Genomic DNA, 19796 nt, shown 5'->3' on the forward strand with positions numbered 1-19796 from the left:
AACTGATTAACCCTGGTTTTATTAATAATCATGAGAGACCCTCAAACCAGCCCCTCAAACCAAACCCTCAAACTAGCCCCTCAAGTTAGACCCTCAAAGTAAACCCTCAAACCGATTGACCCTCAAAAAGTTTGATTACCCGATAGAGCCTACTCCGCAAGGATGGGCTCTGTTTTTCTGATAATTTTACATAAAACTCGATAAAATGGATATACCCGTGGGTTCTGGCGAATACTATAATGTTACCAAAATATTCGAAAATACTAGGAGAACAAGAAATGCATGGTATAGTTTTGACACAAAAGCCTGATGATTGGCAAATATTCCAACAGGTTGAGGGGAAGGCAGGCGTTTGTATCAAGGGGAAGTATAAAGTAATAAAAGATGCGATAGATGTAGGTGTGGTTTCGGTTCATCCCATTGTCAGAGTAGTTAGAGAAGATGATAACTATATGATCATTCCATGGCATGAGGTGGAGACTGAGGAAAAGATTTCTGAGTATGAGGGAAAATTTGAAACAACTTTATATATTCCTGAAGGCGGGCTATACAGAATAGATACAAGCCTGGAGACTAAGAGCACGCTTCCAAATGTGACATGGCTATATAGGGGAGATAGTGTACTACATTTGGGAGTAGGGGATATTTTTATTATTGCCGGTCAGTCCAATTCATCAGGCTATAGCAGAGATTTTTGCCCCGATGCGCCTCATCTGTGCGTTCACCTTTTTAGAAACAGGGGGAAGTGGGACTTGGCAACTCACCCTATGAATGACAGCACAGATGCAGAGGGAGTGGCTAATGAAGAGTGGGGAATTCCAGGAACATCTCCGTATCTTTCCTTTGGAAAAGAATATTATAAAGCTACAGGTCGCCCGGTAGGCTTTATTCAGACATCATTGGGAGGTTCACCTATGAAAAGGTGGAACCCCGATGTCGGTGACCTTTATGCAAATATGATAGATAAGATAAACCTTACAGGAAGAAAGTATGCCGGAGTTTTGTGGTATCAGGGCTGTTCAGATACTGAACCGGAGTCAGCAACTGTTTATTTTGACAGATTTAAATATATGGTAGAGAGTCTTAGAAAAGAGTTGGGGTATGATATTCCTTTTTTTACCATGCAGCTTAACAGGCAGATAAACGGAATAAACGATGAATCATGGGGAATGGTGAGAGAAGCCCAAAGAAAAGCAGCGATGGAAATATCAGGCGTTTATCTTATGACAACCGCGAACTTGCAGCTCTCAGACGGAATTCATAACAGCGCTATGTCAAATTTAGTACTTGGAGAGAGACTTGCGAGGCAGGCTCTTTCAAAGCTTGAAAACGGAGATACATTTGAACCACCATTTATTGAGAAAGTGAGTGAGATGACTACTGATGAAAAGGAAGAAGAAAAGGTAGATGGAAGCTGGATAAGGCTTGATTACGGCAATATCAATAACTGCATAATAATGTATTCCACACTTCCTGAGGATAGTGGCTTTATGCTAGAAGATGAAGAAGGAAAAATCGAGGTTCTTGAAACTAAGACAAATCGCAGTAATAAGAATAAGATGTATATAAAAGTATCAAGAATTCCTAAGGAATTTATTGATATATCATATTTGTGGGAAGCTAATCCGAAGGGAATACCTTTTGTGGATGAAGTGTCATTTCTTCCACCGGTTTCTATGTATAAGGTTAGATATAAGATTGACAGGTGATTACAATGGAAAAGATAAATTGGGAAAATGTACGGCACGAGACCCCTGAGTGGTTTAGAGATGCAAAGTTTGGGATTTTTTTCCATTGGGGACCATATAGCGTTCCAGCATATATGAATGAGTGGTATTCCCGCAATATGTACGCCAAGGGACTTGAACAGAATAAGTATCATGAAAAGACCTATGGCAAGCTGCATGATTTTGGATACAAGGATTTTTATCCAATGTTTAAGGGGGAGAAATTTGATGCCGATGTCTGGGCAGACCTGGTTGTAAAATCTGGAGCTAAGTACGCCGGACCTGTTACTGAACATGCGGACAATTTTTCTTTATGGGACAGTAAGGAGAACTCTGTAAATGCGGTAAACTATGGCCCGCATAGAGACGTGGTCGGAGAATGTGAAAAGGCATTTCGGAAACGTGGAATAAAGTTTATAACAACCTTCCATCATCAGTGGCTATGGGGCTGGTTTATGTCCACAGATAATGAAGCTGATGTCTATGACCCGGCTAATGAAAAGTACTATGGACCGGCACTTCCTCTTGAAACCAACAGGTATGAGCCCTATAGATACCCGGATGAGGCCTTTTGCAAGAAGTGGTACGGAAAAGTTGAGGAAGTGATAGATAAGTACAAACCAGATATGATCTATTTTGACAGCAGAAGTTTCATAATAGATGAAAAATACAGATATGGCATCGCTGATTATTATTACAATCAAAAGGGCTTTAAGGACGGTCTTATTACCTACAAGCAGGAAGATTTTCCTAAGGGCATAGGAACCTATGATATAGAGTGTGGCAAGTTCTCGCTTCCTAAGCCATTTCCATGGCAAAGCGATGATAGACTTGAAGATAACATTACCTGGTGCATAGTTCAAAATCCCAAGTACAAATCAGCTAAAAGAATCATTCACCAGCTTTGTGATATTGTGTCCAAGAATGGAAATTTGCTTTTGAATGTAGGTCCCTGTGCTGATGGCTCTTTTCATCCGGATGCGGTAAAAGAACTTGAGGAAATAGGTAACTGGCTAAAACTCAATGGAGAGGCTATCTACGGAACAAGACCTTTTGTAATTGCCGGGGAGGGACCAACTATTATTGAGGATGCCCAGTATGACATAGAAAAGATTAATAAGCAGCTAAATTATGGCGGTGCAGTTGACGTGCATAGCGAGACGCTATCTGAATTTGATATTCGTTTCACTACTAAGGGTGATGTTCTATATGCTATTGCCATGGGCTGGCCTGAAGATGGCAATTTTACCATAAAATCTCTTGCCTACGGAAACTACGTAGATAAAGAAGAACTTACAGTTGAAATGCTGGGAGCAGGCCCCCTTACTTGGACAAGGGACAATGGAGGTCTCCACATACAAGCCCCATTAGAGCGACCTTGCAAACACGCCTATGTTATAAAGATCAGCTAATAAAAACTTCCCACATTCTGGTTCGAGTCCGAGCCGGGGCGTGGTAAGTTTGTAGTTATGATTGGGCGAGGTTGTAGGCCTCGTTTTGGCGTTCAATGTAATCTTCCAGGCCTTGATAATACATCTGATCCAAGGCTCGATTCCAACAATCCAATGTGTCGTCAGAACTGATGATGCATTGGATTAATTTATCCTGTACCACAGAAGTACTGAATAGATCAGAAGCCTCTTTTGGGAACATCAGAAAAGAATATGGACGGGTAAGCTGCGTTGTGTTTTCTGAATACCAAATGGCGGATTTTCTTGAAATTGCCAAAGTATCCTCTCCATAAAGAAGTTTGTTGAGATTGTTTTCTTCAAAATCCGTCCAACTGCCTCCCCATGTGGCGAGCCCAGAGAACATATACATTGAGGGATATTTTGATTCAAGAAGAGTCTTTAGCTCGCAGTTTTGAGTATCTAACAGACATTGATAGTTTCCATCACCGGTCTTTATGTAGTCCTCACCTTCAATACCATATTTTGTAAGCATGTATCCTTTTTCGGATAAAAGAAATTCAAATAGCGCCAGTATGCGTTCTCTTTTTTCATCTCCTGCATTAGAGGAGATGTATGACTCTGACCAGAAGATACTACTTGAGTTACTGTACCTTTTTCCATCGGGAGCAGGAAAAATGGGAAGGATGTCTACACATTCCTCAAAGGGCTTATCGTTATGGGAATCCCACAGCTTTTTTATCTCTAAAAGGGTTCCTGGGGATGATTTATACTCAAGGGCTCCCAATCTTCCTGCTGCAAAGTCTTCAATAATGGTTGTTGGAGACTTTGAGTAAAAATCGGGATCAAGACCGCCGCTTTTGTAGAGATAACCATAGTCTTTAACAACTTCTTTGAATTGTGGCGTTGACCAGGAAGGAACATATCTACCATCTTGTTCAATCCATGAATAAACATTACATTCGGGAGTTATGCCCAGCATTACCCATTTGCCAATGGCAGACAGAGTGTTTACGTTGTAGCCTAAGGTATCATCTGTGCCGTTGCCGTCGGGATCGTCATTGGCAAAGGCACTGACCATTCTGGCAAACTCGTCAAAAGACTGGGGATCAGAGTAACCAAGATTGTTCATCCAGTCGCGTCTTACAAGCATGGCAGCATCTGTAAAACCAAGTTCTGAATCAAGAAATGCGCATCTTGGAATTGCATAATATTTGCCGTCGTTGTATTTGGTATAGCTTACAGAATTCAGCAAAGATGAAAGAGCGGGATATGGAGACATATCTTCGGGTAAAGAACATATACTGCCATTTTCAATCATTTGCGTATAAGTTGCAGAATCGTTGGCATCATTGGAGGAAATTGTAAGGTTTGCAAAGACATCAGGGAGACTATCTGTAGCCATAAGAATCTGATATCGTTCCTTGTAATTTGTCCATGTTACAGACATGGGGATAATTGTGATGTTAAACATTTCTTCTATCAAAGCTCTTAATTTATCATTTTCCGCATCATTTTTCATGTTCTCAATATTCCAAAAGCCTACGGATATATCGAGATGTTTATCATAGGATAAGTTCTTCAAGGAATCAGTAAGGTATTGGTTTCGAAGATCTTTTGCAGAAATTACATTATTAGTATTCGAACATGCAAATATATTTACTACCAATGTTAACAATAAGCATAATGAAGTAATCTTTTTTTTCATGTGTGTCACCTGTCATTTCTGAGGTTGTAGTGAAAGACTTTTTCGATAGTTTGTTGGTGTGTCTCCTTTTATTTTTTTGAAAACCTTGGCGAAGTAGAAATAGTCGTTAAAACCTGCTTTCTCAGATATTTCAAATACAGTATCTTCAGAGTGTTCCAGAAGATAGCAGGCATATACTATGCGAAGATTGTTGAGATAGGAAATAAATGACTGGCCAGTTTCCTGCTTGAAAATCTGGCTTGCATAATTGGGATTTATTGAGCAGTACTGGGATATGTCATGCATGGATATATCTTCTTGGAAATGAGCTTCGGCATAGTCTATCATCATTTTTACTGACTTATGAGATACACTTAGATGTTTTGGGACAAAGTTTTCCTGTGAAGAATTTTCTAAACTGGGGGCATTGATCTTACTATCAAGAATTATATAGGCTTTGTTCATGGCATCTATGAGTTCACTTTTTGAAAAGGGCTTAAGACAGTAGCCAATGGCATTGTGGAACATTGCTTTTTGCGCATAGGCAAATTCTGCGTGCCCACTTATCATTATGAACAACGTAGGAAGGCCCTCTGCGTGAGTTGTTTGCAGAATATCAAGACCTCCCATTCCTGGCATTCTGATATCAACAAATGCCAGATCAGGCTTTCTGGTCCTGATATACTCAAGGCCTGAAGTTCCATTGTAGAACTCAGCTGTTATATCGAACATGCTTTGATCTTTTATAGTGGCTATAAGACTTTTTACTACCCATTTTTCATCATCGATAATCACTGCATGATACATAAGTTTGCTCCTTATAATTTGACCTCATCATATGGAATGTGAAATTGAACGTTTGTGCCAACTCCTTCCTCTGAGTCTAATGTAAGAGTGAAATCAGCTCCGTAATATAAAACCATTCTACTGTTAACGTTTAAAAGCCCTATGCTGGTGTGGTCATTAGGGTTCTTGGGATTGTCCACATTTTTCAAGGACTGACGAAGAGCATCTCTTGTAACAGTATCCATTCCTACGCCGGTATCATATACCCATACTGCGTAGTAGGAATTTGAAGGATCCGGTCCAGCACCTATTATAAGTTTTCCCGGTGTTTCGCTGGGTTCTAAGCCATGAACAATGGCATTTTCTACGAGGGGTTGCAGAACCATACGAGGAATCATGCATTGTAAACATTTGTCTGCTACTTCGTATTTAACTTCGAATCTGTCTCCGAATCTTTCTTTTTGGATCATGAGATAAGACTTAACTATTTCAAGTTCTTCTTCTAAAGTAACAATATCTTTTCCTTTGATGCTGTATCTAAAAATCTGTGATAGAGCGTTAGTGACGGATATTATTTCGTCATCCATGGAAGCAGAGGCAAGTCCGCAGATAAGAGTCAATGTGTTATAGAGAAAATGCGGGTTTATCTGGCTTCTTAAGTATGCAATCTCGGTTTTTCTGTTGTTGGACTCCATTTCATACATTCTTGTATAGGTCTCAAAAATTGTGTGGTTAAGTCTGTCCGTCTCAGTAAGCATTTCATTAAAAGAAGTGGTGATGTCGTCTAGTTCTTGAATTCCGATAAGGCCTTGATCAACATGAAGGCCTGCTTTGGCGACATTTCTGTTTCCTGTGGATACCTTGTGCATGAAGTCAGTCATCTGATCAAATGATGTAATGAAAGGCTTATATAGCAAAAACATGAAGAGTAATATCAGGGCTGAAAGACATAAAAGTCCGATAAGTACACCACGGGATAATGAAACAAGCTGCATAGTGATTCTTTTTTGCTCCACCAGAACATAAAGTGTATATGAGATAGAAGATATGTTATGAGCTTTTACGGCATAGTATGCTTTGGTAGATGGAAGGTATGTCTTATAGATAGCATTTTCTGAATACTCTTCCGGCAGGTTGCCTGTAAATTCAGGATCTCCGAACACTATGTTCTTATTGGAATCTTCCAACAGTATAATTGGTGAAAAAATCTCAACTTCTTCTGAACCATTTCCCAAAAGAGCTTCCAGATCAATAGCCAAAAAAAGAATTCCAAGATACCTGTGATCAGCAGAATTCAGTGTGTATATCGGCATAGCAAGAATATGGCAATACTTTTTTCCTATGGTAGTAGTTCCTAGTGCCCTGTAGGGAAAACGTGATGGCTCTAGTGAAGAAGTATATATCTCGTAGTTTGATATGGCTCCGTTTAATGATACAAAGTCTCCATTTGTTCCATATACTGCAATGTCAGCTATAGATGATGCAAGTTGGGCAGAATCAGAGAATTGTTTGTGCAGAGCCTGATACAGCTCATATTTGGAATCGATGTTCTCATTCTGAAGATATTGCTGAACAGAGTTTCCGTAGGCCAGGCTGTAGCAGATGTTTTCGTAGTTCTCATAAGCATTTCTTGTGGTCTTTGCCAATTGAGATGAATAGGTTGTAAGACTGTTATTAAGCAAAGCCAGATGTGAAGTTGTATTTTGGATGGTGATAAGAACTGTTAAAACAAAAGCCCCCAGGATAAACAAAATCATTATAGACAATAATTGTCTTTTTAAAGGAATTAGAATCTTTTTGTCTTGAAAACGTATCATCGTGCATCCTTGTACAACATTTTATAGTCTTTCAATGATTACTCTATCCCAATGATACCAAAACCTCAATGTAATATTCCATACAGAATCTGAGAATTTTACATATTAAATCTAAGAATATTATTTCACATGAAAAATATGCATAGAACGGTGGGAATTATACATTTTACCGAATATAAACCGTTCTTATAATGGGAGTATCAAGCGGAGGTAAGTGTATGAACGGGAAGAAAAATTTCTGGAAGACTTTAGCCAGACAAAAGACTCTGTGCTTTATGGCTCTTTTGCCTGTGCTGATGATCATTGTCTTTAAATATGTTCCTATGTACGGTATTCTTATTGCTTTTAAGAACTATAAAGCAGCTAAGGGCATTTGGGGAAGCCCATGGTTGAATCCTGTATTAAAGAACTATCATACTTTTTTTAAAAATGTAAATTGCATACAGATTATTTGGAATACCTTGAAGATTGGAGTATTGACGCTGGTATTTACATTTCCAATGCCAATAATATTCGCTATTCTCTTAAACGAATTAAAGGGGAAAATATACAAAAGGATTGTGCAGACAATTTCGTATATTCCGCATTTTATATCTATTGTAGTGGTTTGTTCTATGCTGAATGGTTTTGGTTCGACATCTGGGTTCTTTAATGATATAAGAGCCTTTTTTGGAGCAGCAAGAGTAGACATGAATAATGGAAGTACATATTTCCTTCCTATGTATATAGGCTCTGCAATTTGGCAGGGAGTTGGGTGGGGCTCAATAATTTATCTGTCGGCTCTTTCCAATGTGGATGTATCACTCTACGACGTAGCAAACATTGATGGCGCCAACAGATGGCAGAAGATTAAGCATATTGTATTTCCATCTATTCTTCCTACAACCACTATTATGCTGATCATGAATGTAGGAAATGTTTTAAACAGTGATTATACAAAGATTCTGCTTATGCAGAACAGTACAAATATGAGTGATCTGGAAACTATAGCGACTTTCGTTTACAGGCAGGGTATCGTTGAAGGAAAATTCTCATATGCGACGGCAGTTAACCTGTTTGTTTCAGTTATTTGTTTTATATTGGTGTTTGGCGCCAACATGATTACCAGAAAGATAAACCCTGAAAACAGTATGTGGTAGGAGATGAAGATGCTTACTAAGGAAGAAAACAGCAACAAAATATATATTGGCAGCAAAGTCTTTGATGTGTTTTTGATAGTTTTTATGGCGGTTTTATCACTGGTGTTTATTTATCCGTTTCTTAATGTTATAGCAATATCGCTTTCGAGTAACAGGATGATCACTACCGGACAGGTAACCTTTTTTCCGAGGGAGCTGTTCTTTGAAGGCTACAAGCTTTTGTTTAAGGAACAAAACATATTCAGAGCCTATGGAAATACTGTAATAATTGCAGTGGCAACTATGGTATTGTCGCTCTCTCTTACGTCACTTTTAGCCTATGTCATGATGGTTCCTGATTTCGTTCTTAGAAAGTTTCTTGCTATTTTTTTGCTTATAACAATGTTTTTTAGTGGTGGTACAGTGCCGACATACATACTTATACAGCGGCTTGGAATATATGATACATGGTGGGCTCTTATTCTTCCAAATGCTCTATCGGCTTACAATGTCTTTATTTATAGGGCGTTTTATAAGGGAATATCACTTGAAATAAGAGAAGCGGCCAGAATAGATGGAGCAGGAGAATTAAGAATCCTTACTACAATATATGTACCTCTTTCCAAGGCATTGTATGCGACCTTTGGACTTATGTCGGTTGTTGGCGTTTGGAACAGTTATTATGAAGCTCTTTTATACATCAAGGATCCGGACAGGCAGCCCATACAGATGCTTCTCAGGAAGATAGTTTTTTCGTCTGGAACAGACAGTATGAATGACACAAATCTGATGCTTGCCAGCGGAGCTTTAAATCCACTTAATGTTCAATATGCATGTGTTGTGGCTACAATTGGCCCTATACTTCTGGTTTATCCATTTGTTCAAAAGTATTTCGCCCAGGGAATGCAAATTGGAGCTGTGAAAGGCTGAGCATGGTGAGAGTGTTTTTGTGATTCTTAATCATTTTTCATATGAAAAGGAGGATAAAATGAAGAAGAAAGTATTGGAAAAACTTGCTGCTTTGTGCCTGATTGGCACGATGATAGTTGGGGTTGTTGGATGCGGACAGACAGAGACGTCATCTTCAATAAATGATGAGGCGGAAAAAGAAGTGAACACCTCAGCTCAGACAGAGGCATCCGAGTCTAAGTCCACTGAACAGGAAGCTAATAGTGAGGCTACTGTAGACAAGAATGATCCTAATGCTACAGCTATGACAAACGGACTTAATTTGCCTGAGATTGACGGTGGTGTGTTAAAACTTAATGTAAGTATCCCGGAATTCAATATTTCATCTGAAGGAACCATGATCCAGCAGGAGTGGGAAAAGAAAATGGAAGCGTATCTTGGAGTAGACCTTGATATTACTTGGACCAGAACTCCTTATGCAGATTACAGAGAGAACGAGCTTTTGGTATTACAGGCGGGAACAAATATTCCAGATATTGCTACTACTACAAAAGGCTCTTCCATAGTTGAATATGGCGAGGATGGAACATTACTTAATCTTTCAGATTACATGGATTACATGGTTTACTATCCTGATTATCTTGAGCAGACTAATGGTGGTCCTAACTATGCCAAGAATGAAGATGGATCTATGTATTACTTTATCGATGGCTTCTATAATCCTGATGACATTATGGGGGCACAGTCATTTACCGCATTTGCATACCGCTTTGACATACTTCGGGATATGGGCTGGACACCGGCAACAACACTTGATGAGTTCACGAAGCTCTGCGAAGATATGAAGGCAAAAATAGACGACGGAACTCTTGATCTTGATTATGTCATAATAAATAACACCAAGGACTATTCAATTTACCGCGGGTTCGTAGGAATTTTCCATACTTGGGACTGCTTGTATTACAACGGATCTGAGTGGGTATTTGGACCAATAGAAGATAATTTCCGTGATATGCTCAAGTACATCAATGGTCTATATAAGGCAGGATACATTGATCCCGAGTTTGCAACTGCTGACTTTAATCAGGGAACAGTTAAGGCAACAACTGGTGTAGGGGCTATATGTCCCACTCTCTGGGCTGGATCGGTAGCCTCCTGGAATTCTGCAAGAACTGATGACAAGACAGAATGGGGACTGGCTTATCTTCCTGCTGGTGACTACGGTACGGCATGGAAATGGGGCTCAAGGCAGGCTGGAAAATCTCTAAACGCCAATGCTTCCGGTATATATATCAGTGCAGATGTTGAGTATCCTGAGTATGCAGTAGCACTCATAGATTATCAGTACTCTGACCAGATAGTTGAGCTGCTTAACTGGGGCATTGAAGGTCAGACATACAACGTTGTAGATGGCGAGAAAGTTTTTGTTGATGAAATCATGAATGCTGAGAATCCAGCGAACACATCAGGTGAGTATGGACTTATGGCTTCAAGTGTATGCCGTACAGGTATTCCATTTGTACCGATTGACTTTAATGCCATGCTTGATCTTGCATCACTTCCCGAACCTTGGTGGAACGAGAGCAATGGTTTCTACGAAGGCAAGTATTGGGTAGAGTCGAGCGTAAATGGTGGGGATGATTCTGTATCCCCATACGACAGAGCCCCTGTTACATATCTTTCAGCTGAAGAGCAGACGGATAAGTCACAGCTTAGTTATGGTGGTGTTTGCGAGAGCAGAGCAAAAGAGCTTGCTCACAAGTTTATCGTAGGCGAACTTGATATCAATGATGATGCAGCTTGGGAGAGCTACATTGCAGATATTAAGAGTCAGACAGACAATGACTTTGATTCTATTCTTGAAACATTAAACGCTAGGACAGTTAAATGATCTAGGGCAGATAAAGAGAGCAAAAGCATTAAATATGCATAGAAAAAGCGGTGTGGCATTTTGTTACACCGCCTTTTTGAGAAGGAGTATATGATGTAGCCATGGTTATTGAAAAGCTGAAGGTAAACCATATAGAAAAAAATATAAATGTAGAGGATCGGGATCTTTTTATTTCATGGGTTGCTTCTGAATTCGAAAATGACAGTAAAATGGAGTGCTTTAGCATTTGTATAAAAAATGATGACGGAGATACTATTTGGGAAAGCGGGCTTGTTAAGGAGCAGCGTAGAACAGCTTATAGATGTAGTAATGTTCCTCTTAAATCTGATGAGAGGTATGTTTTTACTATATCTCTTTTGGCAAAGGCAAATGGGGAAATGACGGAAGCTAAAGCAAACGGCTTTTTTGAGACCGGGTGGCTTTTTGACAAAGAGAAAAAAGGTATCTTTATTGGAGAAACTAAGGAAGGAGAAAATCACCTTTTCAGAAGAGATTTTCGATGCAATAAGGAAATTAAAAGTGCAAAGCTATATGTATGCGGAATGGGGCATTTTAGTTGTCTTATAAATGGAAAAAAGGTGACGGAAAATGTTCTTGAGCCTGGTTGGAGTGATTATAGGAATCGTTCTTTTTATGTGGCTTATGACATAAAAGATAGATTAAAGTCAGGAAATAACTGCATGCTCTTCAGGCTTGGAGAAGGAATGTTTCATGTACCTCAGTCAGATTATAGATATGTATATTATCCTCGAAGCTTTGGTCTCCCTAAGCTGTGGGTAAGGCTAAGTATAACTTATGAGGATGGCGAGAAAGAGTTTATTGAAACCGATGAAGAATGGAAGCAGATCATAGGGCCTGATATCTATCAGGAAATGTATGGTGGAGCTTACTATGATGGGAGACTATATAAAAAGGAGTACGCTGAGCCGGATGTGGTTCCAGATAGCTCTTGGGAGAAAGCTTCTATTGTGAAGGGACTTCAAGGGAAAATGACTGTAATGCCAATAAGACCTTTAAAAGTTATGAAAGTTCTTTACCCTGTTAAGGTTCAGAGTATTGCTGATGGAATCTGGTTATATGATTTTGGTACCAATTTTTCAGGTTGGGCACGAATAAAAATAAGACTAAAGAAAAAAACTGATAGGCCAATTATAATGCGCCCGGGAGAACTACTAAAAAAGACAGAAGACGGAATTAGAGTTGATCAGAAAGTAACCGGCCAAAACTATAGCTGGATATATGTTCCCGGAGAGGGAGAAGAACAGGAGTATGCGCCGGACTTTACTTATACAGGTTTTAGATATCTAGAGATTGAGGGAGCAACTCCCTTAGAACATGAAAGCATTAATAGAGAAAGCTTTCCGATCATAGAGAGGGTTATAGGGGAGTTTATTTATCCGGACTATGAGGATATGGGGAAGTTTACCTGCTCCAATAAGCTTTTTAATGACATTCACAAGATTGTCCGTCAGGCAATTCTCAGTAATACAAAAAGCTATTTTACTGACTGCCCGCACAGAGAGAGACTTGGATGGCTTGAACAGACTCATCTTATAGGACCATCGATTCTTTATAATTTTGATGCAATAGATCTTTATTACAAGATAGAGAAGGATATGGTGGACTCCCAGCATGAAAACGGACTTGTTCCTGATATATGTCCGGAGTATGTTACGGGTTTTGAAAAATGGCATGAGGGATTTGTTGATTCTCCTGAATGGGGAAGTGCCATAGTACTTAATCCCTGGTATATTTATCGAAGGTGTGGGGATAAGACTCTTATAGAACAGCATTATGATTCCATGAAAAAGTATGTGGATTACCTTACAGACAAGACTCATCATTATGTTTTGCATCATGGCCTTGGAGATTGGTTGGATATAGGTCCCAATACCCCTCATTCGCAGAACACTCCTGTTGCAGTAGTGGCTACCTGCATCTACTATCTGGACCTTCAGATAATGGTTAGGGCAGCAAAGCTTTTGGGGAATGAAAAAGATATGGATTTTTATTCTCAGCTGGCTGGGAGGGTTCAAAAGGAATACAGATTACAGTTTTTTGATGACCAGACATCTAGATTCGCTACGGGAAGTCAGACAGCTCAGGCCATGAGTCTTATGTGTGGTCTTGTGGATTTTAAGGATGAAAAGAAAGTTCTTAAGGTACTTATAGATGATATAGAAAAAAGAGGTTATGCCATAACTGCTGGGGATATAGGGCATCCATTTTTGATAGCAGCTCTCATGAAATACGGAATGTCAGATGTGATAAACAAAATGACTAATATAACTGAGCACCCGGGATATGGGTATCAGGTTGTAAATGGTGCCACGACACTTACAGAAGAATGGGATGGAGTAGACCCTGATAATCCACATGGCTCACAGAATCACTTGATGCTTGGAAGTATTGAGGAATGGTTCTATGGAGGTCTGGCTGGTATGGAATGGATAAAAGGAAAGGGCCATTGGGACAACATTTTTATTAAGCCTGCCGTTTTAGAAGATATCGATTATGTGGATGCATCTACCTGGCATCCTAATGGCATAATATCTGTAGCATGGCGAAGAAATGACAAAACCATAAAGGTTAAGGTGACTATACCCTTTGGAATAAAAGCGACATTATGTGACAGAGAGGGTAATGCCATAAGGCAGGTAGGATGTGGGATACACGAATATGACTTATAGAAAGTCACATACAAGGAGAAGCACAATGATAGCTATTACAGACCCTAGGATTGAAAAATATAAGACACCATATAAGTATTCCGTTCCGGTGCTATCTGGTTCCGGTGCAGTGGGGGCTTTTGATGAAAAAGCTGTGGATATTCCTTTTGTCTTTTGGCATAAAGATAAGTTTTATATGCTTTATACAGGATTTGATGGGAAGGGGTATCAGTCTGCTCTTGCTACTAGTGAGGATCTGCTTAATTGGGAGCACAAGGCAGTTATATTAAAAAAAAGTGAGGATGCCAATAGATGGGATCATGTGGGAGGTGCTGCTACATGGATTATCAAGGAAAATGATGATCTGTGGTCCCTTCCAAAACTTCGTAAGATAGAAGGAAAGTATTGGATGGTTTACCACTCTTATCCACAGGAAGGCTATGAAAATGGACCAGCGGAAATAGGTCTTGCCTGGACTGAGGATGAAGAGCTGATTGACTGGCACTTTCCGGATGCCCCTGTTTTTTCCTGGAAAGACGGAGATGACTGGGAAAAAGGAGGGCTTTATAAGGCGTGCATAGTTAGGGAAAATGATACCTGGTACATGTTTTATAACGCCAAGGATAAAAAGGAAAGATGGATTGAACAGACGGGAGTCGCATTTTCAAAAGACCTGAAGACATGGGAAAGATGCCCGGAAAATCCTGTTCTTAGAGTGGGTGAGGATAGCTGGGATCAGCGCTTTGTATCAGATCCATATGTAGTAAAGGATAAGGACACATGGGTGAATTTTTACTTTGGCTACGGAAAGGTGTATGAGGATGGGCATGCGCATGCCCAGGAGGGGCTGGCACTGTCCAAGGATCTTATTCATTGGGAAAAAATACAGGACCCCATAATTACTTTTGGAAAAACTGGAGATTATGATAGTGGTCATGCCCACAAAGCATCTATTCTGTATCATCAGGGAAGACTTTGGCATTTTTATTGTGGGACGAGCAATTGGAGAGCAGGTTTTTCCACTGATGCATTCGGAGAGTACAGAACTATTTGTGTGGCGTCGGATAAGCCTTTTGAAAATGACAGTCACATCAGGCCATTTTTGTGGATGAAAGGAGAAGGTAAAGAGGCTATTTCAAAGGAGCTTGAGCAGATACAGGCATGTGGGATAAAGGAAGTATGCTTAGAATCAAGACCTCATCCTGATTTTTGCCAAAAAAAATGGTGGGACGAAGTTTCTTTTGTTCTGGAAAAAGCAAAGAAAAATGGAATGAGAGTATGGATATTGGACGATGACAAATTTCCTACAGGACATGCCAATGGTGCTTTTGCTAGGCAGCAGGATAAAAAGAAATGGTATCTTGCTGAAAGGCATATGGATATTATGGGCCCATGCAGGCAGGGGGCTGTACTTGTTGAGCCTTTTTATAAGAGCGGTAAACTGCTTGGAATAATAGCTGTGCCAAAACCTGATGGAGACAGTCTTGACGTGTCTATGGAAGGCTGCATTGAGTTAACTGATAAGGTGGTTAATGGTTTTGTGTATTTTGACCTTCCAAAAGGACCCTATAGATTATTTGTTCTTTATACAACTCATGAGGGCGGCGGAAGGGACGATTACATGAACCTTATTGATGAGGATTCTGTAAGAGTTTTGATAGATGAAGTGTATGAGGCTCATTACACTCATTTTAAAGAATACTTTGGCAGCACTTTAGCGGGTTTTTTCTCGGATGAACCTGAGCTTGGTAACGTAAAGGGATATCCTTTTGATGACACATTGGGGAAAAGGGATCAAAAGCTTCCCTGGAGCAGTGAATTATCGGACAGACTGTTGGAGCTTTGGGGAGAAGACTTTTTGAAAAATATGATTTCTCTTTGGTACGAGAGCGGGATGGAAACAGCAAGGATCAGAAGTGAGTACATGGACTGTATGTCTGAGCTTGTTTATAAATGTTTCTCGGGACAGATAGGAAGATGGTGTCAGGAGCACGGAGTTGAATACATAGGTCACATTATCGAGGATGATAATGCCCATACACGGATGGGATGTAGCATAGGACATTACTTTAGAGAAATGCAGGGACAGCAGATGGCTGGCATTGACGTTGTGCATCACCAGATTGTTCCGGGATTTACGGAACCTGTTCATCAGTGGATAGCAGGGGACAGGGATGGAGAATTTTTCCACTTTGGTCTTGCTAAGCTTGGGGCATCTGCAGCTCATCTGCAAGAAAATAAAAGAGGAAGAGCACTCTGCGAGATATTTGGAAACTATGGCTGGGCTGAAGGTATTAGCTTTATGAAGTGGCTAACAGACCATATGTTGGTTCGAGGAATAAACGAGTTTACGCCTCACGCATTTTCTATGACTTATCCTGACAAGGACTGTCCGCCCCATTTTTATGCCGGCGGCAATAATCCGGGATTTGAGTGTTTTACATATCTTATGAGATATATGAATAGCGCAGCAAAGTTCCTTAGCAAAGGAGTTCATGTGGCTGAGGCAGCTATTCTCTATCATGCAGAGGCTGAGTGGGCTGGTGGAGAGTACGAGCTTTATCAAAAGGCTGGACGTAATCTCATGGAACATCAGATGGACTATGATATTGTCACGGAAGATATGCTTATGGAGCTTATATCTGATGGAATAGAAAATCATCTTACAGGGAACGGCTTTGAGATAAATGGAGTGAGCTTTAGCGTACTGGTCTTGCCCTATAGGACATATATTGATGATGCATTGGAGACATTTGTTATAAAGGCTGGAATGGCCGGAATCAAGATAATACAGATAAAAGGGTGCCCGGAAAAGAAGATTGATAAGGAAAAGGTTTCGGAGGAATTTAGTAAGTGTGTGACAGTGGTATCTGATTACAAAGACTTATATAGGGATATTCCAAGGAAGTGTTTTGATGTTTGCGGAGGAAATATAGATCTTCGAAGTTTTGCCATGAAAGATGGAGAAGAGCTTAATACCATGTGGTTTAATGAAAGCGTAGATGAAAAGATAAGCTTTTGTATAAAACCGCTGGATGTAGGTTTTAACAGAGTAAAACTTTATGATCCATGGAATGAGAAAAATGTGACTTATAAAATAGCAGATTCTGGCTTCCTGTTAGAACTTGAGCCAGGAGAAGCGGTATTTCTTGATATCTATAAAGAGAATAATGAAAATGAATATCCGCTTTCAAGAAAGATGATTTATAGACAGAATCTTGATATAAGTTGGAAACTTTTTTCTAAAAGAGTGTCAGAAGATTATTTTGAGCCTTTTAGGATACTTCAGACTGGTGAATATCCCGCATTAAATGGAATAGGTTATAATCCAGCTTTTGCAGGAGCTTATCGCTATTGTGGAAGTTTTTTGTGGCGTGGAAATTTAGAAAAAGAATGTGTTTTACATATTCCCGAAGCCTCGGATTGCGTTAAAGTAATTCTAAATAACCATGAAATTGGCTGGGTGGCTGGTTTTCCGGGCAAGGTAGATCTGACAGGAAAGCTCTTGGAAGGGGAAAACGATCTGATTCTTGAAGTTAGAACAACACTGGTGTGGACCATAAAGGATGGCGCTTCAACCCATTTGCAGGTATCGGCAACCGGAATTACCAGGGAGCCTTATATTGGAGTATATGAATTGGAGTATACATAAAATGAGAAAAATAGGTGGCTTTATTCATGGAGGAGATTACAATCCGGAACAGTGGCTGGATAGACCGGATATATTGGAAGAGGATGTCCGGATGATGAAAAAAGCTGGTATTAACTGCGTTACCCTGGGGGTATTTTCATGGTCTTTTTACGAAAAGGAAGAGGGCTGCTTTGAATTTAACTGGCTAAAAGAAATAGTTGACCGCCTGTACGAAAATGGCATCTATTTTATCCTGGCAACTCCATCAGGGGCAAGACCTGCATGGTTAGATGCTAAATACCCTGATGTCATGAGAGTAAATGAAATGGGAATAAGAAATCACCATGGGGGAAGACACAACCATTGCATGAGTTCGGTTAATTACAGAGAAAAGGTCAGAATTTTGGATAAGAAGTTGTCTGAGAGCTTTGGTAGTCATCCTGGATTTATCATGTTTCATATTTCCAACGAGTATGGTGGATATTGTTTTTGTGACGCTTGTACTAAGCGCTTTAGAAATTATCTTAAAGACAAGTTTGGAGGTGACATTGAAGCTCTGAACCGCGCGTGGTGGACCAGCTTTTGGAGTCATAGATATAACAGCTTTGAGCAGGTAGAGCCTCCTTTTATCATTGGAGAGAGAAGTGTTATGGGGCTTAATCTTGAGTGGAATAGATTCACTACCTATAACACCACAGACTTTATGAAGGAAGAGATAAAGGCTGTAAGAGAGGCTACTCCGGATGCTAAGGTAACTACCAATTTCATGTGCCTCTATGGAGCTTTGGATTATCATGCTATGGCCAAAGAGCTTGATGTCATATCTTGGGATAGTTATCCCAAGTATGGTAACGATTATGAAAGCCTTTATGAGACAGTGGCAGAGACTGCGTTTAGTCATTCGATGATGCGCTCAATGAAAAAAGACAGACCATTTTTATTGATGGAAAGCGCACCGGGGCTGGTTAACTGGCATGAGTACAACAAGCTTAAACGCCCTGGGGTTCACAAACTTGCATGTATGCAGGCAGTTGCCTGTGGTTCTGATAGCGTACAGTATTTTCAGTGGAGAAAGGGAAGAGGCTCTTTTGAACAGTATCACGGCGCTGTAGTGGACCATCTTGGTAAGGATGACACAAGGATTTTCAAGGAGGTTATAGAAGTATCGGAGCTTCTTAAGAAGATAGAAGAAGTTGCTGGATCGGTTGTACAGTCCAAAGTTGCCATATTATTTGACTGGGATAGCAGGTGGGCAATCGCAGATATGAAGGGACTTTCTGCCAAAACCAAGAACTATGAAAAGACATGCATAGACCTCTATAAGGACCTTTTGAGGCTTGGCGTTGAGGCAGATGTTATTCCTGTGACAGAAAAACTTTCTGATTATGATATTGTTTTAGCCCCAATGCTGTACATGTTAAAGCCTGGTATGGCAGATGCTTTAAGGACGTATGTGCATGATGGTGGGAATCTTGTAGCAACATACCTTACAGGATATGTGGATGATAATGCTTTGTGCTATATTGGAGGATTCCCCGGGAGTGGGCTTTGTGAGTTGTTTGGAGTTATCAGTGAAGAGATAGATACCCTTTATCCTACAGATAAAAACGGAATGAGATTTGCAGACGGGACTGTACTGGAAATTCATGACTACGCTGAAATCTTAAGGGTTTCTGATGCTGAGGTACTTGCCAGCTATACTGATGATTTCTATAAGGATACTCCAGCGCTTACTTGCAAGAAATATGGGGCTGGAAGCGCATATTATGTGGCAGCAAGGCTTATTAGAAATGGCAGACTTGGAATGGTTCAAAAGCTCCTTGAAAAACACGGCGTGAAAACTTGCATACTTCCTGACAATGTTGAATACCATCAGAGAGTAAAGGATGGAGTAAGCTATAGCTTTTATCTGAATTCAGGCAAGAAAGATGAAAGGATAAATAATGTAAAGGGCTATGATCTTGTAGGCCAGGAAGATGTCAGTGGCGAGTTATATTTGAAACCTTTTGAAGTTGCTGTTATAAGGGAGGATTGAATGGAGTAAAGGGGAATTTAAGTAAACATAGGATGTTTGTGCATAAAAAGAGATTTTAGTAACTTCTAAAGTCTCTTTTGTTTATGGTTGAATAATGCTGACCGAAATAACAACCTA

Annotated in this window: 11 protein-coding genes; 8 read left to right on the top strand and 3 right to left on the bottom strand. The window is 40.0% G+C overall.

Going from position 1 to position 19796, the window contains the following annotated elements:
- Positions 1 to 278: 278 nt before the first annotated feature.
- The gene (locus tag J6O61_RS09195) at positions 279 to 1709 is read left to right on the top strand and encodes a sialate O-acetylesterase (RefSeq protein WP_292212227.1); all 1431 of its coding nucleotides are present in this window, start codon (positions 279 to 281) and stop codon (positions 1707 to 1709) included.
- Between the two features lie 5 nt (positions 1710 to 1714).
- A complete protein-coding gene (locus tag J6O61_RS09200; protein WP_292212228.1) occupies positions 1715 to 3139 on the top strand; it encodes an alpha-L-fucosidase in 1425 nt (474 codons plus the stop codon).
- Positions 3140 to 3194: 55 nt separating this feature from the next.
- On the opposite strand, the gene J6O61_RS09205 is transcribed toward J6O61_RS09200, so the two are convergent.
- Genes J6O61_RS09205 through J6O61_RS09215 form a run of 3 tightly spaced genes read right to left on the bottom strand, consistent with a single transcriptional unit; the run spans position 3195 to position 7366 of the window.
- A complete protein-coding gene (locus J6O61_RS09205; protein WP_292212230.1) occupies positions 3195 to 4844 on the bottom strand; it encodes a hypothetical protein in 1650 nt (549 codons plus the stop codon).
- Positions 4845 to 4856: 12 nt separating this feature from the next.
- The gene (locus J6O61_RS09210) at positions 4857 to 5630 is read right to left on the bottom strand and encodes a response regulator transcription factor (RefSeq protein ID WP_292212231.1); all 774 of its coding nucleotides are present in this window, start codon (positions 5628 to 5630) and stop codon (positions 4857 to 4859) included.
- 11 nt (positions 5631 to 5641) lie between these two features.
- A complete protein-coding gene (locus J6O61_RS09215; protein WP_292212233.1) occupies positions 5642 to 7366 on the bottom strand; it encodes a sensor histidine kinase in 1725 nt (574 codons plus the stop codon).
- A 278-nt stretch (positions 7367 to 7644) separates the two neighbouring features.
- Here J6O61_RS09215 and J6O61_RS09220 point away from each other — a divergent pair, with 278 nt between their 5' ends.
- The 6 genes from J6O61_RS09220 to J6O61_RS09245 all read left to right on the top strand — a co-directional run bounded on the left by J6O61_RS09220 (position 7645) and on the right by J6O61_RS09245 (position 19679).
- A complete protein-coding gene (locus J6O61_RS09220) occupies positions 7645 to 8565 on the top strand; it encodes an ABC transporter permease (RefSeq protein ID WP_292212235.1) in 921 nt (306 codons plus the stop codon).
- 9 nt (positions 8566 to 8574) lie between these two features.
- Positions 8575 to 9474 (top strand): carbohydrate ABC transporter permease, encoded by a 900-nt coding sequence (locus tag J6O61_RS09225; RefSeq protein WP_292212237.1) that lies wholly within the window; start codon positions 8575 to 8577, stop codon positions 9472 to 9474.
- A 58-nt stretch (positions 9475 to 9532) separates the two neighbouring features.
- Positions 9533 to 11344: a hypothetical protein gene (locus tag J6O61_RS09230; protein ID WP_292212239.1), complete on the top strand. Its 1812-nt coding sequence runs from the start codon at positions 9533 to 9535 to the stop codon at positions 11342 to 11344.
- A gap of 101 nt (positions 11345 to 11445) precedes the next feature.
- Positions 11446 to 14034, top strand: a complete 2589-nt coding sequence (locus J6O61_RS09235; protein ID WP_292212240.1) for a family 78 glycoside hydrolase catalytic domain — start codon at positions 11446 to 11448, stop codon at positions 14032 to 14034.
- Between the two features lie 25 nt (positions 14035 to 14059).
- Entirely contained in the window at positions 14060 to 17665 is a 3606-nt protein-coding gene (locus tag J6O61_RS09240) for a hypothetical protein (RefSeq protein WP_292212242.1), read from the top strand.
- A gap of 1 nt (position 17666) precedes the next feature.
- Positions 17667 to 19679, top strand: a complete 2013-nt coding sequence (locus J6O61_RS09245; protein WP_292212244.1) for a beta-galactosidase — start codon at positions 17667 to 17669, stop codon at positions 19677 to 19679.
- The last annotated feature ends 117 nt before the right edge of the window (positions 19680 to 19796 follow it).

Source organism: Butyrivibrio sp., assembly GCF_017635265.1.
Lineage (GTDB): Bacteria > Bacillota > Clostridia > Lachnospirales > Lachnospiraceae > Butyrivibrio.